The sequence below is a fragment of the Streptomyces sp. GS7 genome, from assembly GCF_009834125.1.
Taxonomy (GTDB): domain Bacteria; phylum Actinomycetota; class Actinomycetes; order Streptomycetales; family Streptomycetaceae; genus Streptomyces.
This window is the reverse complement of record NZ_CP047146.1, coordinates 5,092,515-5,115,394: the sequence shown is the minus strand read 5'-3', so window position 1 is coordinate 5,115,394 and position 22,880 is coordinate 5,092,515. Positions and strand designations below refer to the sequence as shown.

Annotated in this window: 22 protein-coding genes, 1 tRNA gene and 1 pseudogene; 7 read left to right on the top strand and 17 right to left on the bottom strand. The window is 69.6% G+C overall.

The annotated features are described in order from the left end of the window. Window positions 1-19 precede the first annotated feature (19 nt). Window positions 20-949: a ribosome-inactivating family protein gene (locus GR130_RS22660; protein WP_159506387.1), complete on the top strand. Its 930-nt coding sequence runs from the start codon at window positions 20-22 to the stop codon at window positions 947-949. A 158-nt stretch (window positions 950-1,107) separates the two neighbouring features. On the opposite strand, the gene GR130_RS22655 is transcribed toward GR130_RS22660, so the two are convergent. The 4 genes from GR130_RS22655 to GR130_RS22645 all read right to left on the bottom strand — a co-directional run bounded on the left by GR130_RS22655 (window position 1,108) and on the right by GR130_RS22645 (window position 3,651). Further along, a complete protein-coding gene (locus tag GR130_RS22655) occupies window positions 1,108-1,590 on the bottom strand; it encodes a hypothetical protein (RefSeq protein WP_159506386.1) in 483 nt (160 codons plus the stop codon). Further along, entirely contained in the window at window positions 1,587-1,805 is a 219-nt protein-coding gene (locus GR130_RS40865; RefSeq protein WP_236573383.1) for a hypothetical protein, read from the bottom strand. Before GR130_RS40865 ends, GR130_RS22655 begins: the two co-directional genes overlap by 4 nt. Before the next feature lie 69 nt (window positions 1,806-1,874). Next, window positions 1,875-2,048 (bottom strand): hypothetical protein, encoded by a 174-nt coding sequence (locus GR130_RS40860; RefSeq protein ID WP_236573381.1) that lies wholly within the window; start codon window positions 2,046-2,048, stop codon window positions 1,875-1,877. 1,201 nt (window positions 2,049-3,249) lie between these two features. Then, a complete protein-coding gene (locus GR130_RS22645) occupies window positions 3,250-3,651 on the bottom strand; it encodes a hypothetical protein (RefSeq protein ID WP_159506385.1) in 402 nt (133 codons plus the stop codon). 200 nt (window positions 3,652-3,851) lie between these two features. Here GR130_RS22645 and GR130_RS22640 point away from each other — a divergent pair, with 200 nt between their 5' ends. Then, complete coding sequence (locus GR130_RS22640; RefSeq protein ID WP_159506384.1) at window positions 3,852-4,232, top strand: hypothetical protein; 381 nt, start codon at window positions 3,852-3,854, stop codon at window positions 4,230-4,232. Window positions 4,233-4,893: 661 nt separating this feature from the next. Here GR130_RS22640 and GR130_RS22635 read toward each other — a convergent pair. The 3 genes and pseudogenes from GR130_RS22635 to GR130_RS22625 all read right to left on the bottom strand — a co-directional run. Next, window positions 4,894-5,076: pseudogene (locus GR130_RS22635) on the bottom strand (NUDIX domain-containing protein); the annotation flags it as partial. 343 nt (window positions 5,077-5,419) lie between these two features. Continuing rightward, the gene (locus tag GR130_RS22630; protein ID WP_159506383.1) at window positions 5,420-6,691 is read right to left on the bottom strand and encodes an IS256 family transposase; all 1,272 of its coding nucleotides are present in this window, start codon (window positions 6,689-6,691) and stop codon (window positions 5,420-5,422) included. A 176-nt stretch (window positions 6,692-6,867) separates the two neighbouring features. Then, window positions 6,868-6,957 (bottom strand) — tRNA-Tyr (locus GR130_RS22625). Between the two features lie 179 nt (window positions 6,958-7,136). Between GR130_RS22625 and GR130_RS22620 the strand changes: the two genes are divergently transcribed. Next, complete coding sequence (locus tag GR130_RS22620; RefSeq protein WP_159506382.1) at window positions 7,137-7,340, top strand: hypothetical protein; 204 nt, start codon at window positions 7,137-7,139, stop codon at window positions 7,338-7,340. On the opposite strand, the gene GR130_RS22615 is transcribed toward GR130_RS22620, so the two are convergent. The 3 genes from GR130_RS22615 to GR130_RS22605 all read right to left on the bottom strand — a co-directional run bounded on the left by GR130_RS22615 (window position 7,329) and on the right by GR130_RS22605 (window position 10,114). Beyond that, window positions 7,329-8,147, bottom strand: coding sequence for an IS5 family transposase (locus GR130_RS22615; protein ID WP_159504155.1), 819 nt, complete (start codon window positions 8,145-8,147; stop codon window positions 7,329-7,331). The two genes, GR130_RS22620 and GR130_RS22615, sit on opposite strands and share 12 nt — an antisense overlap. Before the next feature lie 83 nt (window positions 8,148-8,230). Then, window positions 8,231-8,476: a hypothetical protein gene (locus GR130_RS22610; RefSeq protein ID WP_159506381.1), complete on the bottom strand. Its 246-nt coding sequence runs from the start codon at window positions 8,474-8,476 to the stop codon at window positions 8,231-8,233. A 987-nt stretch (window positions 8,477-9,463) separates the two neighbouring features. Further along, window positions 9,464-10,114, bottom strand: coding sequence for a TetR/AcrR family transcriptional regulator (locus tag GR130_RS22605; protein WP_159506380.1), 651 nt, complete (start codon window positions 10,112-10,114; stop codon window positions 9,464-9,466). Between the two features lie 134 nt (window positions 10,115-10,248). Here GR130_RS22605 and GR130_RS22600 point away from each other — a divergent pair, with 134 nt between their 5' ends. The 4 genes from GR130_RS22600 (at window position 10,249) to GR130_RS22585 (ending at window position 15,081) form a co-directional block, all read left to right on the top strand. Further along, a complete protein-coding gene (locus tag GR130_RS22600; RefSeq protein ID WP_159506379.1) occupies window positions 10,249-11,280 on the top strand; it encodes a medium chain dehydrogenase/reductase family protein in 1,032 nt (343 codons plus the stop codon). Window positions 11,281-11,596: 316 nt separating this feature from the next. Further along, window positions 11,597-12,103 carry a nuclear transport factor 2 family protein gene (locus tag GR130_RS22595; protein WP_201304970.1) on the top strand — a complete coding sequence of 169 codons (507 nt, stop codon included), beginning with the start codon at window positions 11,597-11,599 and terminating at the stop codon, window positions 12,101-12,103. A 321-nt stretch (window positions 12,104-12,424) separates the two neighbouring features. Continuing rightward, the gene (locus GR130_RS22590; RefSeq protein ID WP_159506378.1) at window positions 12,425-13,786 is read left to right on the top strand and encodes a carotenoid oxygenase family protein; all 1,362 of its coding nucleotides are present in this window, start codon (window positions 12,425-12,427) and stop codon (window positions 13,784-13,786) included. A gap of 614 nt (window positions 13,787-14,400) precedes the next feature. After that, window positions 14,401-15,081, top strand: coding sequence for a phosphatase PAP2 family protein (locus GR130_RS22585; protein WP_159506377.1), 681 nt, complete (start codon window positions 14,401-14,403; stop codon window positions 15,079-15,081). Window positions 15,082-15,093: 12 nt separating this feature from the next. Here GR130_RS22585 and GR130_RS22580 read toward each other — a convergent pair whose 3' ends face one another. The 7 genes from GR130_RS22580 to GR130_RS22550 are packed head-to-tail and all read right to left on the bottom strand — an operon-like array spanning window position 15,094 to window position 22,877. Beyond that, complete coding sequence (locus GR130_RS22580; RefSeq protein WP_159506376.1) at window positions 15,094-16,506, bottom strand: glutamate-1-semialdehyde 2,1-aminomutase; 1,413 nt, start codon at window positions 16,504-16,506, stop codon at window positions 15,094-15,096. Window positions 16,507-16,513: 7 nt separating this feature from the next. Then, window positions 16,514-17,065 (bottom strand): dTDP-4-dehydrorhamnose 3,5-epimerase, encoded by a 552-nt coding sequence (gene rfbC, locus GR130_RS22575; protein WP_159510148.1) that lies wholly within the window; start codon window positions 17,063-17,065, stop codon window positions 16,514-16,516. Window positions 17,066-17,076: 11 nt separating this feature from the next. Next, entirely contained in the window at window positions 17,077-18,324 is a 1,248-nt protein-coding gene (locus GR130_RS22570; protein WP_159506375.1) for a polysaccharide pyruvyl transferase family protein, read from the bottom strand. Next, window positions 18,321-19,268, bottom strand: coding sequence for a glycosyltransferase family 2 protein (locus GR130_RS22565; RefSeq protein ID WP_159506374.1), 948 nt, complete (start codon window positions 19,266-19,268; stop codon window positions 18,321-18,323). Before GR130_RS22565 ends, GR130_RS22570 begins: the two co-directional genes overlap by 4 nt. Beyond that, window positions 19,265-20,575 (bottom strand): hypothetical protein, encoded by a 1,311-nt coding sequence (locus GR130_RS22560; protein WP_159506373.1) that lies wholly within the window; start codon window positions 20,573-20,575, stop codon window positions 19,265-19,267. The genes GR130_RS22565 and GR130_RS22560 overlap by 4 nt, the downstream gene beginning before the upstream one ends. A 5-nt stretch (window positions 20,576-20,580) precedes the next feature. Next, complete coding sequence (locus GR130_RS22555) at window positions 20,581-21,864, bottom strand: DUF4910 domain-containing protein (protein ID WP_159506372.1); 1,284 nt, start codon at window positions 21,862-21,864, stop codon at window positions 20,581-20,583. Continuing rightward, window positions 21,852-22,877: an NAD-dependent epimerase/dehydratase family protein gene (locus GR130_RS22550; protein ID WP_159506371.1), complete on the bottom strand. Its 1,026-nt coding sequence runs from the start codon at window positions 22,875-22,877 to the stop codon at window positions 21,852-21,854. The genes GR130_RS22555 and GR130_RS22550 overlap by 13 nt, the downstream gene beginning before the upstream one ends. Window positions 22,878-22,880 lie beyond the last annotated feature (3 nt).

Sequence of the window (22,880 nt, the reverse complement as noted above, 5' to 3'; positions counted from 1 at the left end):
CATGGGAGACCGGGAAGAGATGACGCGAGGAACCGAACACGGGTCGCGGCGGCGGCGGTTGATCAGTGCGACGGTCGTGGTTTCCGTGCTGGCGGGCACACTCGGTGCGGGCAGCGCGGTCGCCCAGAACAGCCCGGAGGCCCGGCCACATGCCCGGTCGCAGGCGCAGGCCCAGCCGCAGTCGAGGGCGGTGGGAAGCGACGAGGAGTACGCCAACCTCTACACGCACCTGGTCGGGAACGTCCGCAGCGCGACGCTGGGGGACGAGGCCGCCAGGCGGCCCGGGTCCGGCCATCTGATCCGGAACCCCGACCCCGGAGCCTTCCAGTCGATCAACATCGGACGGCTCGCCGAGCGCGGCGACGTCGGGGGCGGCGCGGTCCGAGGACTCTTCCGCCGGTCCGACAACTATCTGCTGGGCTTCTACGTGCAGCACGGGAACCGCGAGATCGTCTACACGTTCACCGAGGACGGCAACGACATGGTCTCGGGAGATGTGTACCCACAAGCGCAGAGGTCGCGTTTCCCCTTCCCCGTCACCTATCGCGACCTCCCCACCATCCAAGTCGGCCGGGGCCACCTGAGGGACGCCGTACGCCAGCTGTTCGACAACGACCCCGGCACGAGCAACCACCATCTGCGGGACGGTGTCGAGACGCTGGCCGTGGCCCTGGCCGAAGGGGCGCGGTTCCAGGTGATCCCCGGGCTGATCGCCCAGCACATCCGGGGCGGTCAGGACTGGACCGTGAACCGCCACGCGGACGAGATCCAGAACTGGGGCCAGCGGTCCGGGGTCGTCGTGGACGCGCACCGGGCCGACCCGAGTGGCAACAACGGCTCCGTGTGGCAGCAGCAGCGCTCGTACAGCTGGAACGGCACCAACGTGATGCTGACCGATCTGGACCTGGCCCGCCGGCTGTACCTGATCAAGCCGCCGCCGAAGCGCTGACGTACCGACCGGGCTTCCGCACTCCACGCTCGCCGCGCTACGGCCACCGCCCCCTCCACGGTCTCCCGGGCCATCGGCGAGATCCGCCCGCTGCCGGCGGCGCGCGGCTTCGCGATCCCCGACCACCCGGTGTCCGGCGAACGCGTTTCCCGACCGGGTCAGTGCCCCACCGAAGAAGCCGAGAACGACGCGCCGCTCGGCGAGCAGCAGGCCTGGCGGGAGACGCGATGGCGGCAGCCCTCCCGGCGGAATCGGACAGAGCCCAGTGGCCGGCGGCAGGATGGGCCGCCGGGGCGGTTGCGATGGTGTCGGCGTAGAGCCGGCCGTCCTTCGGGGCCGGGGTGGACGCCGTCGTCGCCCAGCAGGGTTTCGTGGCCGGTGACGGCCTTGTTCCAGTCGGCGATGGCGACATTGCGGTTGCGTACCGCCACCGTGCTTACGGCCCGGTTCACCGAGTCCTGCCACGAACGCGGGACACGGCAGGTGACCAGGATGATCCGTTTGCCGGGGCCGATGGCATCGATGGCGGCTTGAAGGTCGGACACCCCGCCGGTGCCGTTGGCGCCGAGGCCGATGACCACCGTGTCCCCCAACTCGCCCTGCTCCCGAAGGGTGTTGACTTCCTGGGGGGCGGCGGTCAACTGATCTCCTCGTGGTTACCACTGCTCTCGGACAGCAGCCCTCCAGCCACGATCTCTGCCTCGTTGCGCCAGAAAAGCTGCGGCATCACCAGCAGCCTGGGGTCCTGCTGATGCATCAGCGCGCACCACACCAGCTGTAGCAGGTCCTTCCCCTCCGGGAACTCCAGCCCCGGCGCATCCCGGGCGAACAGCTGGAGGATCGGAACCATAGGCACCGCGCCCGGGACGATCTCGGTCCTGTTGGACGGGTCGGAGCCGACCGTCCAGTGGTCTTCCTGCGTGCACTACGGCCACGGCTCGTCCGCGGGCCACAGCGGCTTGCCTCCCAGCGAACTCTCCCGCACGCCAGGGTCGCCGGGCTCAGGGTTGAGGAGGATGGTTTCCCGGGCAAGGCCCGCGTACTCCGGTATCAGGGTGCGCAGGTCCTCGGCAGGCAGCTCGGGTGCGTCTCCGGGCATCATGGCTCCTCAGGCGTACAAAAATCGACAGAACGCTGCGGGCACGTTAGTACGTGCCACCGACAAACCCACCTGCAGACCTCGTCGCTCTGTTCTCCGCTGGTGGCGGTACAGCAGCGAAGTACCGGAACCGCATCGACCGAGAGCGGCCTGCCACGGCTGCCTGAGACCATGGTTTAGCCGGAATGGCCCTCAGTAACCTTTCTGCATAGAGCTACGGATCAGAAAGTGCCGCGGCCGGTGTCACGTGCCAGCCGCGATGAGCAATGCCAAGGCGGAGGTGACACCACCACGGACCTCGCTCAGTACCACACCTCAGCTGGGCAAACCCTTTTTCAGGGGCAAGTACGGCTTGCCCGTCCGGGTAGTGCCCCGTTGGCTCACGTGCCGGGGCCGTTCGGCCCTATCGGCTGCGAGACCCGCGATGAAGGCTTGAGGGAAAGGAAGAGTGAAGGTGGCTCCGAGCGCTCAAGGCGAGCCGGGCCACCAAGTCGGCTGCCGATGTGCCGAATCCTTTTGCTCACCCCCCTGAAGGGGGATGTCACATGGTTACCAAAGCAGTGCGGTCGGTGATCGCTGCTGTGTGTGTGGCACCCATCCTCGCCGTTGCAGGTGGTGTCGGTACTGCACGTGCGGCCGATCATCTCTCGGCCACGTCATCCAAGCCCATGGTTTCCGCCGCCTTCCGGGTGCCGACTTGCGCCATGCCGCCGTGCCCAGGGGACGAAGGCTACGGCCAATGGGGGCAGTATGGAGGTTATGGCCACCATAGAGATTATGGCCACCATGGAGGTTATGACTACCGTGGAGGTTATGACTACCGTGGCCACCACGGACGTCCGGGCTAGCCACATCTCGGCCTGGCAGCTGGAGTATTAGGCGCTGAGCAAGCACGCCCACAAGTGTCCCAGCTGTCCGAATGTCTGGTTATGGCTCCCACCTGCATAAACACCCTGGACAGCCAGAAATGAGGCTGTCCAGGGTGTCCGGTCAGGGGCCTTCCACCTTCCGAGGCTGTGGGATTTGAACCCACTGTGGCGTTGCCTCCACGACAGTTTTCAAGACGGTCCCTCGGGCACGCCGAGGACGCGCTGGACCGTACCCGCGATGATATGCCCCGGCCGGTGTGGCTGAAGGTGTTCTCCTGCCCATCCGCATGGGACGGCGCCCGGCTAACCCGTGACGGCAGGCGAGGTGATCGTCATTTGCCCTTGACCCGGCGGGTCCCTTCTTGTGAACTCCGATCGCCGCGATTCGAGAGGTTAGATTCCTTGTGGTGGGCTTTCGGAGGATTGTGCCGTTCCAAATTCTTCATGATTTCCGTGGCAAGGTTCTCCGCTAGCGCTGGGGCGAGTGCGTCGGCCAGCGCGGTGGCCAGGGCCTGCGCAAACAGAATTTTCTCAAGTTCTGACATACCGGAGGATGCCGGGTGCGACAGCGAGGCCGCAGCCGACTCAAGCAGGGTTGCTGTCAGAGGATCTTTACCGTATTTCCCCACACCTTTGTGCGAGGCTCCGACCTCCCGCATCATTTCTTCGAAGGCTTCGTCGACGAAGGACTGCACCGGATCCCTTTCCGCCTCGTCGCCGGGTTCAGCTGCCATTTTGTTCTCCTCGATTGGTGGGGCGTTCGTATGGGCCCCACCCTCCAGCCGTTGCCTGACGCAATAGCTGAAGAGCAGGACCCGTTACACGGCTTGGCCCCACGTCACACGTCTCCGCGTTCGCGACGCGATCGGGAGACGGGCAAGGTGGGCCGGGCTTTCGTTTCTCAGCGGCGCATGAGGGCGGCGAGCAGGAGGGGGTGTCCGATCAGGCTCTCCCCGCCTTCCTCGCGACGACGGCGCATGAGGGCGGCGAGCAGAAGCGGGTGCTCGATCAGGCTCTCCCCGCCTTCCTCGCGACGACGACGCGTCAGAGCGGCGAGCAGAAGCGGGTGCTCGATCAGGCTCTCCCCGCCTTCCTCGCGACGACGACGCATGAGAGCAGCCAGCAGAAGCGGATTCTCGATCAGGCTCTCCCCGCCTTCCTCGCGACGACGACGCATGAGAGCAGCCAGCAGAAGCGGATTCTCGATCAGGCTCTCCCCGCCTTCCTCGCGACGACGACGCGTCAGAGCAGCCAGCAGAAGCGGGTGCTCGACAAGTCCCTCGCCACCCTCCTCACCGTGCTCCGCGCGCCGTGAGAGCAAGGCAGCCAGGAGAACAGGGCTGATGCCGGATTCCTCGCCTACCTCTTCTTGCTGTTCGCGCGTGGGGCTTTGCGTAGCCGATGTCATTCCTTTTCCCTTCGGGGTGAATAGATGCACTGGAAGCGAGGGATTTCAGCCGCAGCGGCTGCCTTCTCGCTCAAATCATCGTCACCCGCGTCAGCGCTCCCCGCACATTCGGATCGCCTCTGATGCCCAAACAGCGGCGTCAATTCGCGCAGTCCAGCGATCGGGTAAATCCGACTGGCGCAGCACAGTTTGCGCGATACGCTTCCTCCACTTAGGGCGGCACACATCTCGGCCAACAACAGGGTGTCATGACGGGCGCTCGCCGACTGCAAGCTGGAGGGCCGGATGGGTGATTCGCTCCACGAGGAAGGCCGCCTCGACACCGACCTGCGCACTGAGGTTTTCTCAACGGTGATCATTTCCAGATTCTGTTGAGGACGAGGGCGGCGCGGGTGATGTCGCCGATCCGGCTGGGGCTGAGCGTGACGTACTGGAGGGTGCGCCATCGCTGCTTGAGCTCGGCGGCTGTGCGCTCGCCGAGAGCCCATGGCGCGAGCGTAGACCGCCGCCCTTGCCTGATCCTCTTTCGCAGGTGAGATCCGAAGTGATCACCGCTGAGAAGGCCTCACTCGATGCGGTCGGATTCGTTCTTCTCCGTCGGAGGCCCGACGTAGGTCGCGCCGTCAGCCCGGAAGACGTGGTGCTGCGAGTCCGTGATCCCGTTTGCAGGCTCCGCGTAGGTCAACGGCTTCACCGGCCCAAGACGCCAGCCAGTCTCCTCCAGGACCTCACGGGACGCCGCCTGTTCAGGTCGGCGCGAAGGAGAGGATCTCCTCATGCCCATCGTTGCCGCAGGCCGCACGACACCCGGACAGGGTTGGCAGACCTACGACGGTCCGGTAGACGCGATACGGCCGCGAGTCCCTCGACGGCACAGGGGACGGCTTGCATATCTGGCTCGGCAACCCGCTCGGCAACATCGTGTATCTCCGCCGCAGGTAGACGACAGGCCGTATCGGCCGCTCCGCCCAATGGGGCAGAGGCACGTCCGACATGCCTTTCAAGCCCGCTGAACGTGCCAGATCCGTGCCAGACAGGGCGGTAAAACGCGGTCAAGAAGGGCGTGTACGGAGCTTTGTGTAAGTCCTCTATTTTCACTTGGTGTTGAGCCGGTTCTCGAAGAAGAGTGAGAACCGGTTGAGTGCCTTCTTCCAGTGTGCCGCGACGTGGTTGACATCGCGCGCTCTGGGGGTGATCTGCTCGCGGACGGCGAGGTAGAGCACCTTCAACGCGGCCTGCTCGGAGGGGAAGTGTCCGCGGTTGCGGGTGGCTTTCCGCAGCCGTGCGTTGATCGACTCGATCAGGTTCGTCGAGTAGACGACCTTCCTTATCTCCGGCGGGAAGGCGAGGTAAGGCGTGAATTCGCTCCACGCAGCCTGCCAGGTCCGGACAATTGCCGGATACCGCTGGCCCAGCTCGCCTGCGGCGAAGTCGGCGAGGGCCTGCTCGGCGGCCTGCTCGGTCGGCGCTGTGTAGATGGCCTTCAACTCCGTGACCAGCTTTGCGTGGTGCTGCTTGGAGGCGAACCTCAGCGAGGCACGGATCAAGTGGATCACACACGTCTGAACGGTGGCTTTGGGCCAGGTTGCGGTGACCGCGTCGGGCAGGCCCTTGAGTCCGTCACAGGCGACGATGCACACGTCCTCGACCCCGCGGTTGCGGAGCTCGGACAGCACGGTCATCCAGGTCGTGGCGCCTTCGCCCTCGTCGCCGGCCCACAGCCCGAGCACGTCCTTGCAGCCGTCCATGTCCACGCCGACGGCCAGGTAGACCGGCCGGGAGGCCACGGATCTGGAGCGGATCTTCACCCACAGTGCGTCGATGTAGATGATCGGCCACAGGGCGTCCAGCGGTCTGCTCTGCCATGCGTCGAGCTCGTCGGTGACGGCGTCGGTGACCTTGCTGATCAGGTCCGGTGAGACCTCGACGCCGTACATGCCGGCCAGGTGCGAGCGGATGTCGCGCACCGACATGCCGCGTGCGTACAGCGACAGGATCTGCTCGTTGAAGCCTGCCAGCCGCCTGGCGTGCTTGGGTACCGGCTGCGGTTCGAAGGACCCGTCACGGTCCCTGGGAACGTCCAGCGTGGCCGCCCCGGCGTCGGTCAGCACCGTCTTCGGCGAGGTGCCGTTGCGGCTGTTGCCCGAGCCGCGGCCCGCCCGATCGTGCTTCTCGTACCCGAGATGGTCGGTCATCTCCGCGTCCAGGGCCCGCTCCAGCACGGCCCGGGTCACCTCCGTCAGCAGCCCGCCTTCACCCAGCAGGGCAGCACCAGAGGCGTCGACGCGGTCCATCAGCCGCTGGACGACCTCATCCACGAGCTTGTCCTCGACCGGCTCGACAGCCGGGATCTCGTTGTCGTTCATGTCCGTCCGTCCCGGCTGGTCAAAGCCCAGGTCAGGGCCCCGACCAGCCTGTCACATCACGGACTTACGCGATCTTTCGGACATATCTGTCAAGAACGGTCAGCCATGGATGCATGGCGATCGTGAACGAAGAAGGCCCCCGACCGGGAGTTCCCTGGTCAGGGGCCTTCTGCCTGTGGAGGCTGTGGGATTTGAACCCACGGTGGCGTTGCCGCCACGACAGTTTTACAGACTGTCCGCGTATCCCTCGATAGGGCAGCTTGGCCGTGGCTTTAGTGATCAGGCGGGTTCCCAGCGCCATCCGTGGTTGTCCCGACAGGCGATGGGGTTGCCGTCGCCGTCGATACCGCTCATTCCGTGGTCGGATTTACGGCAGTACTCGCCGGGTCGGTAGCAGTTGCCGCTGTTGGCGGTCGGGTAACAACCGCCTCCGCCGGAGCCGCCAGTGGAGGAGTCGCTTGACCCGCCACCGCTGGTCACGGCGGCGGCGCCGCCTGAGGCGCTCGACGATCCTCCACTGTTGTCCGACGATCCGCCGGAGCTAGAGCTGTTGTCGGCCTGGGTGTGCGTCGGCTTCGGGGTCGAGTGCGTTGGCGTGGGCTTCGGTGTCGGCGTCGGGGACGCCGACTTAGGATTCCTAGCAAAATGAGGTTTTCAGGCGTCGCCAGCAGATGATGCTGCAGCCGAGGATGAGGAAAGCTTCGTGGAGGTCTTCCCTGATCTCCCAGCGGATGCGCAGGCGCCGGAACCAGTGCAGGAGGGCGAAGGCTGCTTCGGCGACCCATCGGTGGATGCCCAGACCGGAGCCGTGCTGGGTGCCGCGGCGGGCGATGAGGGGGCGGATGCCCACCTCGCGCAGTTCGCGGCGGTAGGTGTCGGAGTCGTAGGCGCGGTCGGCGAACAGAGCGCCGGGGCGCTTTCGGGGGCGCCCCCGCTTGCCTTTGACGGCCGGTATGGCGTGGACCAGCGGCATGAGCTGGGTGACGTCGTGGCGGTTTCCGCCTGTGAGCGTGGCCGCCAGCGGGATGCCGTGCGCTTCGGTGATCACGTGGTGCTTGCTGCCTGCCTTTCCCCGATCCACCGGTGAGGGCCCGGTCTTCGCGCCGCCCTTCATCGCCCGCAGATGGGAGCCGTCGACCGCGGCCCGGGAGAAGTCCAGCAGCCCGGCCGCACGTAGCTCGGCCAGCAGCAGCTCATGAAGAGCCTGCCACACCCCGGCCTGATGCCAGTCGCGCAGCCTGCGCCAGCACGTGCTGCCCGAGCCATATCCCAGCTCCTGGGGCAGGAACTCCCAAGGGATGCCGGTGTACAGCACGAACAGGATCCCGCTCAGCACCCGCCGGTCATCGAGCCGTTTGCGACCCGGATACCTCACGCGGCGCTCAATCACCGGCAGCAGCCCGGCAATCCGCTCCCACAACCCGTCCTCGACTTCCCACGGCCTCCGCTGCACCATGCCCAACGCCCCCACCACAACACCAGACAGAGGCACAACACCGGCTGACGGCCTGTCATTCCAAGGCAGTACAGCTCATTTTGCTAGGAGTCCTTACTCGGCATCGGTGTCGGGGACGTCGACTTGCTCGGTATCGGCGTCGGGCTCGACGAGGGGTTCTTGTTTGAACTGGTGTTCTGGCTAGCAACACTGGCCACGCCCGCGATGATGAAGAGCAGGACGATCGCGCCCAGGCAACCCAGGCAGCCGAGCAGGCCCTTGTTCGTCTTCTTTTGCGGCGGCTGCGGCGGCACCCATTGCGGCTGGGCAGGCCATTGCGGGTACGACATGGATTCCCCCCGAGCGCGAGAAGTTTATGTGGAAGTGTGGCAGAAGATCGCAGATTATGTGACCAGTCCGTTTGACCTGGACAAACAACGACATGCCGCAGCGGAGCGGGCGCAAGTGGAAGATGAAGGTGGGTTGGTGGCGCCTGTCAGCGGAAGCGCTTGTCCCAGGCGATCCCGGCCAACACCGCCAGGGCGACCGCACACCAGGATTGCCTTGAGTGTGGCACGGATGCGGGGTGGGGCTACTACGACGGGAAGGCCCACCGGTACGTCGCGGGTGTCGGGGGCCTGGACAGCTCGGAGGCTCCGAACTCGTCGCGGGATGACATCCAGCCCTGACATCAACGAGGACGAACGCCAGCACATCTGGACGTCTCCCAGCACACGGGCTGATGCCAGGTAGTCAGCGCTGGGCAGCCATGCGGTGGGTGGCGGATCGAACCCTGTGTGCATGTCGAGTGTCTTTGGGAACGGCACCGAGCTCGGCCGTGCCAGAACCGTGCCGGATGACTCGGTCAACCACGGTCAACCAGGCGACAGAGGGGTGTCACGGGCCGCGCCCGGACCAAAGTTGATGAGAGCCAGGTCGGCCAACAGATCCGCCCAATTCCCCACCGTCAGGCTTGATGATGAGGTCATGGCCGATGGTTCCCGCATCGAGCACACCTGTTGTGGAATGTTGCAACACCTCCGGACGGAGTTCCCCGAGGCGGCGACGCAGACGTACACGTCGGCGAACCCGTGACCAGGGCTCAGGCATCGCGCCGCTTGTCATTCCGACGGTGGCTGTGTCGCCGGACCGGCACTGGCTGGAGGAGTCGCCGAGGGCGCTCCTCGGCGCGTGGTGGGAGCAGTTGCCGGCCCACAACGGACGGGACGTCGCGGGCTTCGACGTCGTCCCTCGCGGTGGGTACGAGAAGAAGGAGAACTCGTCACCGTCCCGGCCGTGGCGCGTGGCCACGGCCTCATGCACGGCGGCGGCGACGGTCAACGGCCCGCGAGGGACTGCGTTTCGGCGGCGTAGAGCTGGGCGGGGTCGAATCCCATGCCGGTGAAGTGGCCGGCGAGTTCGAGGGAGAGCTCGCCGTGAAGGCGGGTCCAGAAGGTGAGGGCGCGGCGGAGCGCTGCCGGGGGGGCCGGGTGCTCTCCGGCCCAGGTCCGGCCCTCGGCCAGGTGCGGGTCGAGCGGGGACTGCGGCGTGTCGGGCGGTTGCGCGGCGGTGCAGGCGTCGAGGAGGACGGCCATGATCTCGGAGGCGATTCGCCTCGTTTCTTCGGGCGCTTGGTATCCGGGCACGGGGGTGCCGTAGACGAGGAAGTAGCGCTGGGGGTCGTCCAGAGCCCACTGGCGCAGGGCGTGTGCCAAGGCGCCGAGGTCGGCGCCGACCTCGGCGCGGGTGCGGAAGGTGTCGGCCAGGCTGCGGTAGGCGTCCTTGACGAGTTCGGTGATCAGCTCGTCGCGGTTGGCGAAGTACCGGTACAGGGCCGGTCCGCTCACGCCCATCTGCTTGGCGATGGCGTTGAGGGACAGGGCGGAGGCCCCGGCGGCGGCGATCTGCGCCCATGCGTGCTGCTTGATTTCCTCCCGCACCTGGGCGCGGTACCGCTCCCTCGGAGTACTCGTGTCCGGCTCGATCACGCCCTGTCTCCCGTTCTCCCGAAGCTTCGGCACCACTTGGTTAGAGATTATCACCAACGTTCTTGACTCTCACTCTCGACGCAGTTATAACTTCTAACGAACGCAAATTCTTCTAGCGAGAACAGGAGGCGATCATGGGCAGCGAACACCTCGTCCAGGTCGTTCTGCCGGGCATCGTGGCCCCGGAAGGTCTGGAGATCCGCGAAGCAGTCGTGCCGGATGCCGGGCGGGGACAGATCGTGATCGCCATGGAGGCGACCGGCGTGTCGTTCGCCGAGCAGCAGATGCGTCGCGGGCGGTACTACGACCAGCCGCCGTTCCCGTTCGTGCCCGGCTACGACCTGGTGGGTCGGGTGCTGGCGACCGGCGAGGGTGTCGATCCGGGCCTGGCCGGTCGGCGGGTGGCCGCCCTGGTGAAGGTCGGTGGGTGGGCCAGCCATGTGGTGCTCGACGCCAAGGACGCGGTCCAGGTCCCGGACGGCCTCACGGCGGCGGAGGCCGAGACCGTGGTGGTCAATGGCATCACCGCCTGGCAGATGATGCACCGCAAGGCCCGGGTGCGCGCCGGACAGACGATCCTGGTGCACGGCGCCAGCGGCGGTGTGGGCTCCGTCCTGGTCCAACTCGCCCGCACGGCGGGCGTGAAGGTGATCGGCACGGCCTCCGCCCGGCACCACGACGCCCTGCGGGAGTTGGGCGTCATCCCGGTCGACTACCGCGCCGGCGACGTGCCCGGCCAGGTCAGGGAGCTGGCGCCCAGTGGGGTCGACGCCGTCTTCGACCACGTCGGCGGCCGAAGTGTCACCGACTCCTGGCACCTGCTCGCCCCCGGCGGCACCCTCGTCTCCTACGGCAGTGCCTCCACCCGCGACGACACCGGCTCCAAGCAGTGGCCCGTGCTGAAGATCCTCGCCCGCGTCTCGCTGTGGAACACCCTGCCCAACGGCCGCCGCGCCTACTTCTACAACATCTGGGCCGGCCGGTCCCTGAGCAAGGACCGCTTCCGCGCCCGGCTGCGAGCCGACCTCACCGAGGTATTCGCCGCCGTCCGCCGCGGCGACGTCACCGCCCGCATCGCCGCCCAACTGCCGCTCACCAGGGCCGCCGAGGCGCTGCGCCTGGCGGAGTCCGGCACCGTCACCGGCAAGGTCGTCCTGACCCCCTGACGCGTACCGCCCCGGGGTGTCGCCGCCCGCCGGTCGTCGGACGAAACCGACCAGCACCCCCGCCGCCGGCAACCCGCTGAGCGCACCGCCCGTGGCCGAACTCGACGAGCGCGGTGCCCAAGAGTCGGACCGCCGAAGGCCCGGCCGCGCCTCATCGTCCCCGGTCGTGGCCCGTGATTCCGCCGCTGTCCGGCCTCTCCGCCGGACCGCGCCGTGAGACGTGCCAAGGCCGCCCAACCGTCAACGCCGCTTTCACGGCACCGAACGCTCGCCCGGATCCGTCACCTGACACGTCATCACACCAAGGGCCATCACCATGAAGCTTCGTTCGCACCGTGCCATGACGGCGGCGATCTGCGCCACGACCGTTTCCACCGCACTCGGCACCACCGGCTTCGCCGCGCAGCCCGCCGACCAACACCTGCCGAGTATCGTCGCCCAGTGGGCCGCTGCCTGGAACGGCACCGACGCCCGGACACTCGGCGCCCTGTTCACCGCCGACGGCACCTACACCGACCACGCCGTGGGTGTCACCTTCCACGGCCGCCAGGAGATCGCCGGATGGAAGGCCCGCGCCGACAGTGTCATCGACAACGTCCACGTCACCGTGCGCGCCACCCACCGCGACGGCGACCACCTCACCATCGAGGCCGTCTACTCCGGCCACCTCAAGGGCGCGCCCAAGCCCTTCGCCGTGCCGATGGCCACCCTTCTCGATCTCGACAGCCGCCGACACATCACCGGCGACCAGGATTACTACAGCCTCAACGCCGTCCTCGCCCAGTCCGGCCTACCCGCCGACTGGACCCCGCCCACCCCGTGACCCCCAGCAGCCCGCAGTCAAGACCGCACACCACAACGGGCCTTCCAGGCGCCGGAAGGCACCCCCGCATCGGCCCGACGTCCTACCAGGCCGCCGCGCGCGTGGACGGGCGGCGGGAGACAGCCTCCCGCCGCCCGGACCGGTGAAACCCGCGTCTTCGTCGCGCTCCTACCGTCGCCCCTGCCGCCACGCCGCCCGGCTTGCAGACGGCGTCGGTCCCGTCCGGCCCCAGGACGGTGCGGTGGTGAGGGCGCCGGACCCGTTGACTCCTCCCACCCGGCGGCGCATATCCACCGAGCCCAGCGAAACGAGGTTCCCGAAATGACCGGCAAGCCGTACCTGACCGGCCACTACACGCCCGCCGTCGACGAGACCACCGCCACCCGGCTCACCGTCGAGGGCACACTGCCCCCGGAGTTGACCGGTCGGCTGATCCGCAACAGCCACAATCCCAAGCCCGGCGTCACCCCCACCCACTGGTTCAAGGGCAGCGGCATGGTCCACGGCATCCGCCTGCGTGACGGCCACGCCGAGTGGTACCGCAACCGCTGGGTCCGGACCCCCGCCCTCGACGGCGCCCCCTACACGACCGAGACCGGCCCCGACCTGACCGCCAGCACGGCCGGCACCCATGTCATCGAACACGCCGGCCGCCTGCTCGCCCTGTCCGAGGCCAGCTTGCCCTTCGAGCTCACCCCGGACCTGGACACCGTCGGCGCCTACAACTTCAACGGCCGGCTGCGCAGCGCGATGACCGCGCACCCGAAGACCGACCCCGTCACCGGGGAACTGCACTTCTTCGGCTCCTCTCCCGTCCCGCCCTTCCTGATGTACTACGTGGCCGACGCGAAGGGGGAGATCACCCACAGTGCCGCAATCCCGGGCGCCACCGCTTCCCTCAAGCACGACTTCGCGATCACCCGGCACCACGTGGTCTTCGTCGAGGGCTCGGTGACCTTCGACCCGACCCAGCACTCGGGCATCCCCTACGGCTGGAGCGACGACCAGCCCGCCCGCATCGGCGTCATGCCGCGCAGCCCGCAGGGCGCCGGCAAGATCCGCTGGTTCCCCATCGCGCCCGGCAACATGCTGCACACCGCCAACGCCTACGAGGACGCCCAGGGCCGCATCGTCCTGGAGGGCCCCACCGTCGACCGCGAGGGCTTCCACCTCTCGTGGAACTGGTGGGTCGGCGCCCCCGGCCGCGGCACCGAGCCGAACGCCCTTTCCTGCACCCGTCGTTGGACGATCGACCTGGTCGCCGGAACCGTCGACGAGCGGACCGTCGACGACCTCACTGTCGAGTTCCCCACCCTCAACGACGAGTTCATCGGCGCCGAGCACCGCTACCAGTACGCCGTGTCCTTCCCCGACCACCACGGCTTCGGCGGCTACGGCATCGTCAAGTACGACCGTTTGACGGGCGACCGGCGCGTCCACGAGGTCGGAGACGCCCGGCTGCCCAGCGAGGCCGTCTTCGTCCCGGCCGCCGCTGCTGCCAACGAGGACGACGGCTACCTGCTCACGGTCATCTCCGACCTCAAGCAGGACGCCTCCCGGCTTCTCGTCCTCGATGCCTCCCGCCTCGACCTCATCGCCACCGTCCGCCTGCCCCGCCGGGTCACCGCCGGCATCCACGGCTCCTGGATCCCCGACGCCGCCCTCGACGGCAACCAGAACTGACAAGCCACCACACGCCCTGGGGGCCGGCACAGCTCGCCCCCAGGGTCGCAGGCCGGCGTCGGGCCACAGGTTGCTCTCGACGAGTGGCGCCGACGCCGGCGGGGGCGGTCGGATTTCGTCGACCGGGTGCCACGTGTAGGGGACCCGATCTCGGTTGGACCGCCGGTCGAGGTGGTTGAGCGGCTGGGGCGGCAGGAGGTCGCGGGTGGGGGCGGCGAACCGGATTGTTGGCTAGGGTGACAACTGGAGGAAGATTCCGATGCGTTGGGCGGGACGATGGCCGGGCCGGCGAGTTCGGGGCTGCACAGGCTGACGGCTCCCGCGGCGTCGTACAGGCCAGGAGCGGGTGCCCGCGGGGCGGTTGTGGCCGCTGGAGGGTGAGTCGGACACGACGGGGGGCTCGCGTTGGATCGCCTGGCCGGAGCGGAACGGGAAGTCGGCTCAGCCCAGTTCGTGGTGGGCGGGTTTGTCATCTTGCGCGGTCCAGCCGCACAGCCCGTACAGGCTGACGGCCCCGGCCGGGTCGGCAGGCGGCAACGGGCGGTTCTTGCGGGGCCCGACCGCCGCCACGTAGGGGGTTGCGGCGCGGCAGGCCGACCGGACGCGGTGGGCGTGTGAACGGCCGGACAGCGCCCGCGGTGCTGCCTCCGTCGCTGCGCGCGCGGCTCGGGCCGATTGCGGTCCTGGCCGCGCTGGTGGTCGTCGTGCTCGGCGTCCTGTATGCCGACGACAGCAAGCCCGGCGTGGTGGACGCGCGGATCTCGGCGGCGGTGGACGGTGTGGGGCCACCGTGGCGGTATGTCGCTCTGGCCGCGGACTTCTTGGGGGAGCCCGTAGGAGCGGCGACGCTGGTCGTGGCCACCGTGACGGGCTGTCTGCTGCTTCGGCGTCCTCGCGCAGCGGTGCTCACCGTTGCCGGCGTCGGCATGACCGTGGGGGCGGCGACGCTGCTCAAGCACCTGGTGGGACGCACCATCCACCGCGGGTACCTGTCCTACCCGAGCGGGCACACCGCCTTCGTCACCGCGCTCGCCCTCGTGGTGGCGCTGCTCGCGACCGGCCGGCTCGGCCTCGGCAGGACGGCCGGCACGTTGCTCGTGCTCGCCGCGGCGCTGGTCGCCGGCGCCGCCATGGGCTGGGCGCAGGTCGCCCTGGGCGCGCACTACCCGACCGACGTCCTCGGCGGCTGGTGCACCGCGCTGGCGGTGGTACCGACGACCGCGTTGCCGGTCGACCGGATGGTCGACCGGCTGGTCCGTCGGAGGGCCGACGCCGATCGGCAGGAGCGTCGCTGACGTCACGTCATGTCATGCCAAGCGGCGGAACACTGGCTTCACCGGCCGCCCGGCCAACCAGGGAGTGGGGTCGGCGGCGTCCAGTGCCTTCCGGTACACCGCACACGCCTGGGCCACCACATCGACGGTGCGGTCGATGTCGGCGTCGTCGAGCGCGCTGCTCACCACGAACGACGGAGCCAGCACTCCGCCCGCGAGGAGCCGGCGCAGGAACAGGGTGCGGTACTGCTGCGACGGCTGCCGGTTCTCGTCGAGGGTGGCGAAGACCAGGTTGCTGGCCCGGCCCCGGACGACGATGTGGTCGCCGACGCCCATGCTCGCCGCGGCGTCGCGGACACCGGCGGCCAACCGCTCGCCGAGGGCGTGCAGCCGCGCGGTGATCCCCTCCTCGGTGTAGATGGTCTGCACGGCCATCGCGGCGGCCAGGGAGTGCGTTTCCGCACCGTGCGTGGTGGACAGCAGGAACACCCGGTCGCGGGAGTGACGCAGCCCGCCCCGCTCCATCAGGTCGCGGCGACCGGCCAGCGCGGAGACGGCGAAGCCGTTGCCCAGCGCCTTGCCGAAGGTGGAGAGGTCGGGGACGACGCCGTACAGGCCCTGGGCGCCCGCCTCGGACCAGCGGAAGCCGGTGATCATCTCATCGAAGATCAGTGCGCAGCCGTGCCGGTCGGCCAGCTCGCGCAGGCCGGCGAGGTACCCGGGAGTGGGGTCTTCCCTGCTCTGGGGGCCCCTCCCGGCCGAAGGCCGGGGGAGAAGTCGAGAGCCAGGGGAAGGCTGGGTGTGGGTGTGGGTGTGGGTGGCGGGTTCGAGGATCAGGCAGGCGATCTCGTCCTGGTACCGGGTGAGCAGCTCCTGTGTGGCGGCCAGGTCCCCGTAAGGGAACGCCACGGTGAGCTCGGTGGTCGCCGCCGGAACACCGGCGGGCATCGGCGTGGTGCCGATGAACCAGTCGTCGACCGAGAAGAACGGATGGTCGCCGCAGACCGCCACCCGCGGGCGCCCGGTGACGGCGCGGGCGAGGCGCACCGCCGCGGTCGTGGCGTCGGAGCCGTTCTTCGCGAACTTCACCATCTCGGCGGTGGGCACTGTTGCCAGGAAGCGTTCCGCGGCCTCGGCCTCCACGATGGACGGCCGGACGAAGTTGCTGCCGCGGTCGAGTTCCCGCCGCACCGCCTCGATCACGCGTGGGTGGGCGTGGCCGAGGCTGACCGACCGCAGGCCGGAGCCGTACTCGATGTAGCGGTTGCCGTCGACGTCCCATACGTGGGCACCGCGGCCGTGGCTGATGACCGGGGCCAGGTTCTCGGGGTACTGGTCGTCGCCCTTGGCGTAGGTGTGCGCGCCCCCGGGGATCAGGGCGTGCAGCCGCTCGTTCGCCTGCCGCGACCGGGGCAGGCTGAGCTCTTCGGTGTCTTCGGTGGCCACGCCGACCTCAACTCTCCGTGTGCTGAAGGACCTTGGCGAGGCTCGGCGCCTCCCGGTCCCGCTGGGACATCGATGTGACCGGCAGCGGCCAGGGAACGGCGAGCTCCGGGTCGTCGAAGGCGATCGTCACGTCCTCGGCCGGATCGTGCGGGCGGTCGATCCGGTACGAGATGTCGGCGGTTTCGGTCAGTGCCTGGAAGCCGTGCGCGCACCCCGCCGGGATGTACAGGGTCACCTGCGTCTCGCCGGACAGCTCGAAGAAGGCCCGGTTGCGGTAGGTCGGCGAGTCCGTCCGCAGGTCCACGACGACGTCGAAGATCCTCCCGTACGAGCACCGCACCAGCTTGGCCTCGCCGGCGCCGGAGCGCAGGTGCAGGCCGCGCAGCACGCCCCGGACCGAACGGGACACGCTGTCCTGGACGAAGGCGTCCGGGTCGAGGCCCACCGAGCGGACCACGTCGGCGTCGAAGGTGCGGCAGAAGAAGCCGCGCTCGTCGGCGTACGGCGTCGGCTCGAACAGGTACGCGCCGGCGATCGCCGGGACTTCGGTCGCTTTCATTCCGGGCGCAGTCATGGAGCCTCCCGCAAGGCGTGGTCGTGGGCGTGGTCGGCCGCCGGGAACAGGGCCGCGGTCAAGTCGGTGAATTGGTGCCCAAGTCGCCGGGTGGCGACCAGGTTCCGCTCGGTGAGGGTCCGCCGCAGCTCCACCGATCGCCGCTCCAGCGCCCGGAACTGCTCCAACAACCGGTCGGCGTCGACCTCGCGGGCCGGGTGGCAGTACGCGCCGAGACCCATCTGAGCCATGAGCGCGTCGCTCTTCGCCGCATAGCTGAGTGCGAGCGTCGGCGTACCGGCCTTCAGCGCGCAGACCAGGTTGTGGTAGCGGGTCGCCACCACGGTGTCGGCACCCGCCATCTCCCTCATCAGGTCGGCCAGCGAGCACGCCTGGGCGGCGGTGACCAGCGGCGAGTCCACCGCGCCGAGGATCGCGGCGACCACCGGCCCGTCGCACTCGTCGCCGGTGAGCAGCCGGACCGGCCTGCCGTCCTCGACCAGCGTGCGGACGAAGCGAGTTGTCCCGTCGAGGTAGCGCCGGTGGATCTCCTCGGCCCGGGCGCGGTCGTCGTTGCCGCCGTGGAAGGCCATGACGCCGACGCAGACCGGGCCCGGCGGGACGGGGTTCTTGTCGGGTCCACTCGCCCGCGGCGTCGGCAGGGCGAAGGCGAGGTCCGGGTAGACCTCGTCGCGCGCGGTGTCCACGCCCATCTCCCGCATCGCGTCGCGGGACGGGGCGTCCCGGTACGACCGGTAGGTGGCCAGCCGCGCCGACCAGCGCACCAGGGCCCGGGTCGGCCGGTTGCCGATCGGGGCGGCGCCGACGCCGACCAGCGCGACCCGGGTGCCGAACAGCCGCCCTGTCGCGCAGAGCAGGAACAGCGAGTACGGGAAGCCCCACGGCCGCAGCGGCAGCGTGGCCTCCAGGACGCCCATGCCCGGCACGATCACCACGTCGTGCCGGCGCACCCAGGCAGCGGTGCGGACGGCGTCGACGAGTTTGCCCAGACCCTTCGCCGCGATCGCGCCCGCACGCGACGCGGTGCGGTATTCCCCGCGGTACCAGTGCAGCCGCGTCGCGGGGATCCGGTACCGGGTCGCGACGACCTCGGGTCCGCCGCACAGCGCGTCCACGACCGCCTCCGGGTGCTCGGCGCGGAGGTATCCGAGCAGAGCCTCCAGCGACCCGTCGTTGCCGAGATTGCCGGAGCCGAGCAGGCCGAACACCCCGACGCGCACCGGAGTTTCGTCCGCAGACGTCATGCCTGCCTCCCCTCGCGCCCGGCGACGAGGGCGTCGACGGAGACGGTGAGCCGGCCCGGGTCGACCGGGGCGCGGTCCTCGACCCGCTCGCCGGCACCCGGCCGGACCCGGCTGGCCATCCATGCGGCCAGGTGGCGGTAGCACGCGCGCCGGTCGGCCGGTGACAACGGCGCCCGCCGGACCGCCGAGGCGAAGCCCCAGACGTACTCGGCGAGCAGCCGGGGTGCCGGGTGCAGCGGGCCTGCCCGGCGCGGGTCCAGGTTGACGCACCGGGAGCGCTTGGAAGGGTTCGCCCGCTCGGCGCGGGTGGGGTGGTCGCGGCGGAAGTACAGCAGCTCCGGCACCTGGTGGAAGGGTCCGTGCAGGGTGATCTCGGCGACGAACGTACGGTCCGCGTGGTGGTAGCTGTCGTGCGGCCTCACCCGGCGCAGCACGTCGGCCCGCATCACCCCGTAGAAGTCGTCGCCACCGGGCTCGAACAGCAGACTGCGGAAGCGCTCCGGCGCGTGCGGCGAGTCGGTGGCGAGCCCGTACTCGTACGGGACCTTCACCCGGCCGTCGCCGTCGATGACCGCCTGACCGCTGTGTGCGAGGATCACGTCCGGCCGCTCGTCCAGCGCCTCCACACAGCGCCGCAACAGGTCCCGGGCGTACAGGTCGTCGTGCGAGGCCCACTTGAACAGCTCGCCGCGGCACTCCGTGAACACGTGGTTGTGGTTCGGAGCGGCGCCGATGTTCCGGGGCAGCCGGAGGTATCGGATGCGCGAGTCCTGTGCCACGTACCTGCGGCAGATGTCCTGGGTCCCGTCGGTCGAGGCGTTGTCGGAGATGACCAGCTCGAAGTCCTCGTAGGTCTGGCCGAGCAGGGCGTCGATCGCCTCGGCGAGGTACTCCTCGCCGTTGTACACGGGCAGGCCGATACTCAACCGGGGATGGGCGGTCATGGCGTCCTCACTTCGGGGATGGGGTTGTGGTGGCGCTCGCGCAGGGCGGACCGCAGCTGCAGCCACCACACGGTCGAGCCGCAGACGGTCGCGGTGGCGACGCCCCAGGCGGAGCCGACCGTGCCGGCCGCGGCCGCCCCGCCGAGCCCGCCGCCGACGTAGCAGGCGGAGGCGAACAGCTGGCAGCGCAGGCTGCGCCGGGCCGCGCCGAGCGCGCGCAGCCCGGCCGCCGCGCCGCTGCCCAGGCCGGCGCCCGCGACGCCGAGCGCGGCCGGCACGATGAGCTGCGAGGCGGAGGGCCAGACGCCGCCGAGCACCAACTCGCCGAGCCTGTACGGCATCAGCAGCAGCGCCGCGCCCCAGAGCAGCGCGGCGGTGGCCTGCCCGCCGCCCAGCAGGAGGCAGAATCCGCCCAGCCGGTGCGGGGCCCGCCGCAGCACCCGTGCCGCCTCCGCGACGGTGACCAGCGACAGCCCCATGAGCACAGCCATGAACGGGCCGAGCAGGAGCTCGGCGCCCCGGACCGCACCCACCGCGCCGACCCCGACGATCGCGCCGAGCCCGTACGCCCGCAGCTGGCTCGCGCCGCTGAGGCTGACGTTCTCGACCAGGTACCGGTAGCCGAGGTCGCGCTGCTCGCGAAGCCACCCGCGCGCTCCGGTCATCCGGGGCCGGATGCCGGACTGGAGGCAGCCGTACCCCGCGGCCACCGCGGCGGACGCGCCCCAGGCGAGCACAAAAGCGGCCACGTTGCCCACGCGGGCCGCCACCAGCATGGCCGGGACGAGCGCGACGCCCCACACCAGGTCGTTGACGAACGCCTTTTGCCCGGTGCCGGCGGCGAAGAACGCGTACCGCCAGGCGTCCTGCAGCAGCAGCGCCGGCAGCACGACGCCGAGGCAGGCGATCGCGGGCCCCACGCGGCCGCCGAGACCCGGCCCGACCACCAGGCACGCGGAGCCGAGGGCGGCACCGACGCCGAGCGCGGTACCGGACGACCGGGCCACCGCCGCGCGCCAGGACGCGGCCGGCACGCCGCTGAAGCGCACCACGAGCGGGTCGGTGGCCAGCCCGCGGGAGACGTTGAGCACCACGCCGTAGGTCACCCAGGCCAGGCTGAACGCGCCGAACGCGGCCACTCCCAGCGAGCGGGCCACGTAGATCCCCACCGCGAAGTTGGTCATGCTGGAGGCCGCCTGGTCGGCCAGTCCCCACGACAGTCGGCCCGCTACGGCCCGCTTGGCGGACGACCGGGCGTGACCGGCCCGGGCTGCCGATGCCGTCGTCTTCTCCCTCTCGGTGGTCATCGGCGTCATGCCTTGATCAGCCCGGCGCCGTGCAGGGCGCCGGCCGCGGCGGCGACGGTGTCGAACGGCAGCCCGGACCGCTCGGCGACCTCCAGCAGACTGCGCTCGCCGTCGGAGAGGCTGAGCACCCAGAGCATGGCCATCTGGGCCTGCTTCGCATCACTGCGGCCGCCGAGCGAGTCGTACAACCCACGCCGGCCCAGCTGCGGTTCGCCGTAGGGGCTGAGGTTGAGGTACCGCCGGTTGCGGTCCAGCACGGCGAATGCCTCGCGGCAGACGGCGAGCGTGTCCGCCATCGCCTCCGGGGAGACGAAGTCCAGGTTGTCCGCCGAGGTGTGGTACTCGGGGTAGCCGGCGTACGGGGTCCGGCTGAGCGAGCCCACGCCGAGATCGAACCCGGGCGAGCAGAACTGCCGCTCGTCGTATCCGTACGGGGTGAACTCGGCGACGTGGTGAGGGCGTTCGGATGCGGCAAGCACGTGCCGCATCACCCGGTCGATCTCCGCGTCGCCGCGCCTGCTCTGCTTGTACGTCAGCCGGCCCGGGTCGCCGGCGCAGGCCAGCACAAGGCCGTGCTTGACCCGATCGATCCGCTCCGCGTTGCGGGCGAGCCAGGTGATCGCCCCGATGGTGCCGGGCGCGAAGACGAACCGGTAGGTGTAGTACGGCGTCTGCTCGGCCAGCGCCCGGGCCAGGAACGTCGCCACCGCGATGCCGGCCAGGTTGTCGTTGGCCAGCGACGGATGGCAGACGTGGCAGGAGACGATCACCTCGTCGGGGACCTGACCGGGGACCACGTGCTCGGCGTAGGTGAGGTGGCCATCGGTGAGTGTGGAGTCGATGCGCACCTCGTACTCGCCGTCCGGCAGCGCGTCCAACGTCGCCTGAGCCAGGCAGAACCCCCATTCCGGCTTGTAGTAGCTGGTGCGGTACGGCACCCAGGTCGGGTGGTCCGGCAGGGTGTGCAGATGCCCACGCAGCTCGGCCAGCGGCATGGTCGCCGACACCGGCACGCTGTAGCCGAGCACGTGCAGGCTGGACGCGGCGAAGTCGACGACCCGGTGGCCGGCGGTGTCGGCGATGTACGCGTCCCGGATGTTCCACTCCTGCGGCACCGTCCAGTCGAGCACCTGGGTCCCGGTCGGCACCTCGTGCACCTGCAGCGGGACGTACTCGCCGACGATCCCCAGGGTGGCGCGCACACCGTCGCCGGTGATGCTCCGGCACAGCGGGTACAGCCGCTCCACCAGCGCGTGCATCTCTTCGCCGGCCTCGGTCATCGGCGCCACCGCAGCGTGTCGTCGACGGCGCCGGCGTCGGACGCGGCGCGGAGCACGGCGAGGCGGGTGAAGCGCCTCTCGAAGTCCTCCCGGGTCAGCCCGTGTTTCCGGTAGGCATCGGCGAGTTCGAGTGCGCCCTGCTTCACCGTCCACGCGCAGTCGAACCCGGGCACCGCGGTGCGGAACCGGGAGAAGTCCACCCGGTACGACCGCGGATCGGCACCGGTCTCCCCGGTGATCACCACCCGCGAGCCGGATACCGCCTCGGCGACCTGCTCGGCGATCTCGGCGACCGTGACGTTGTTGATCTCGCTGCCGATGTTGAACGCCCGGTCGTGTACCGCTTCCCGCGGCGCGGTCAGCGCGGCCGCGAAGGCCCGGGCGATATCGGCGGCGTGTACCAGCGGGCGCCAGGGGGTGCCGTCGGAGAGCACCAGCACCTCGCCGGACAGAAGCGCGTGGCCCACCAGGTTGTTCAGGACGATGTCGGCGCGCGGCCGGGGTGAGTAGCCGAATGCGGTGGCATTGCGCATGTACACCGGGCTGAAGTCGCCGTCGGCCAGCGCGTGGAGGTCGTCTTCCACCCGCACCTTGGACTCCGCGTACGGCGTCACCGGGCGCAGCGGGGCGTCCTCGGTCACCAGGTCGTCTCCGCCGGCGGCACCGTAGACCGAGCAGGTCGACGCGTACAGGAAGCGCCGCACTCCGGCGTCGCGGGCCAGTCGGGCAAGGCGAACGGACGCGTGGTGGTTGATGTCGTAGGTGAGCTCGGGCGCCAGCGATCCCAACGGGTCGTTGGACAGCGCGGCCAGGTGGATCACGGTGTCCACCCCGGCCACGTGTTCGGCCGTGACGTCGCGCAGGTCCACCCGGTGCCCTGGCGGGTCCGCGGGCGGCGGGCCCAGCACGCAGTCGGCGAACAGGCCGGCGTCAAGGCCGACGACCTCGTGCCCGGCGGCGGCGAGGACCGGAGCCATCACGGTTCCCAGATAGCCCTGGTGTCCGGTCAGCAGTACGCGCAAGGT

Coding starts and splice junctions, on each gene's coding strand:
- rfbC (WP_159510148.1), bottom strand. CDS start 17,065: ATGAAAGCGACCGAAGTCCCGGCGATCGCCGGCGCGTACCTGTTCGAG.
- GR130_RS22615 (WP_159504155.1), bottom strand. CDS start 8,147: ATGGTGCAGCGGAGGCCGTGGGAAGTCGAGGACGGGTTGTGGGAGCGG.
- GR130_RS22610 (WP_159506381.1), bottom strand. CDS start 8,476: ATGTCGTACCCGCAATGGCCTGCCCAGCCGCAATGGGTGCCGCCGCAG.
- GR130_RS22630 (WP_159506383.1), bottom strand. CDS start 6,691: ATGAACGACAACGAGATCCCGGCTGTCGAGCCGGTCGAGGACAAGCTC.
- GR130_RS22660 (WP_159506387.1), top strand. CDS start 20: ATGACGCGAGGAACCGAACACGGGTCGCGGCGGCGGCGGTTGATCAGT.
- GR130_RS22565 (WP_159506374.1), bottom strand. CDS start 19,268: ATGACCGCCCATCCCCGGTTGAGTATCGGCCTGCCCGTGTACAACGGC.
- GR130_RS22645 (WP_159506385.1), bottom strand. CDS start 3,651: ATGGCAGCTGAACCCGGCGACGAGGCGGAAAGGGATCCGGTGCAGTCC.
- GR130_RS22595 (WP_201304970.1), top strand. CDS start 11,597: ATGAAGCTTCGTTCGCACCGTGCCATGACGGCGGCGATCTGCGCCACG.
- GR130_RS22590 (WP_159506378.1), top strand. CDS start 12,425: ATGACCGGCAAGCCGTACCTGACCGGCCACTACACGCCCGCCGTCGAC.
- GR130_RS22570 (WP_159506375.1), bottom strand. CDS start 18,324: ATGACGTCTGCGGACGAAACTCCGGTGCGCGTCGGGGTGTTCGGCCTG.
- GR130_RS22600 (WP_159506379.1), top strand. CDS start 10,249: ATGGGCAGCGAACACCTCGTCCAGGTCGTTCTGCCGGGCATCGTGGCC.
- GR130_RS22560 (WP_159506373.1), bottom strand. CDS start 20,575: ATGACCACCGAGAGGGAGAAGACGACGGCATCGGCAGCCCGGGCCGGT.
- GR130_RS40860 (WP_236573381.1), bottom strand. CDS start 2,048: ATGCCCGGAGACGCACCCGAGCTGCCTGCCGAGGACCTGCGCACCCTG.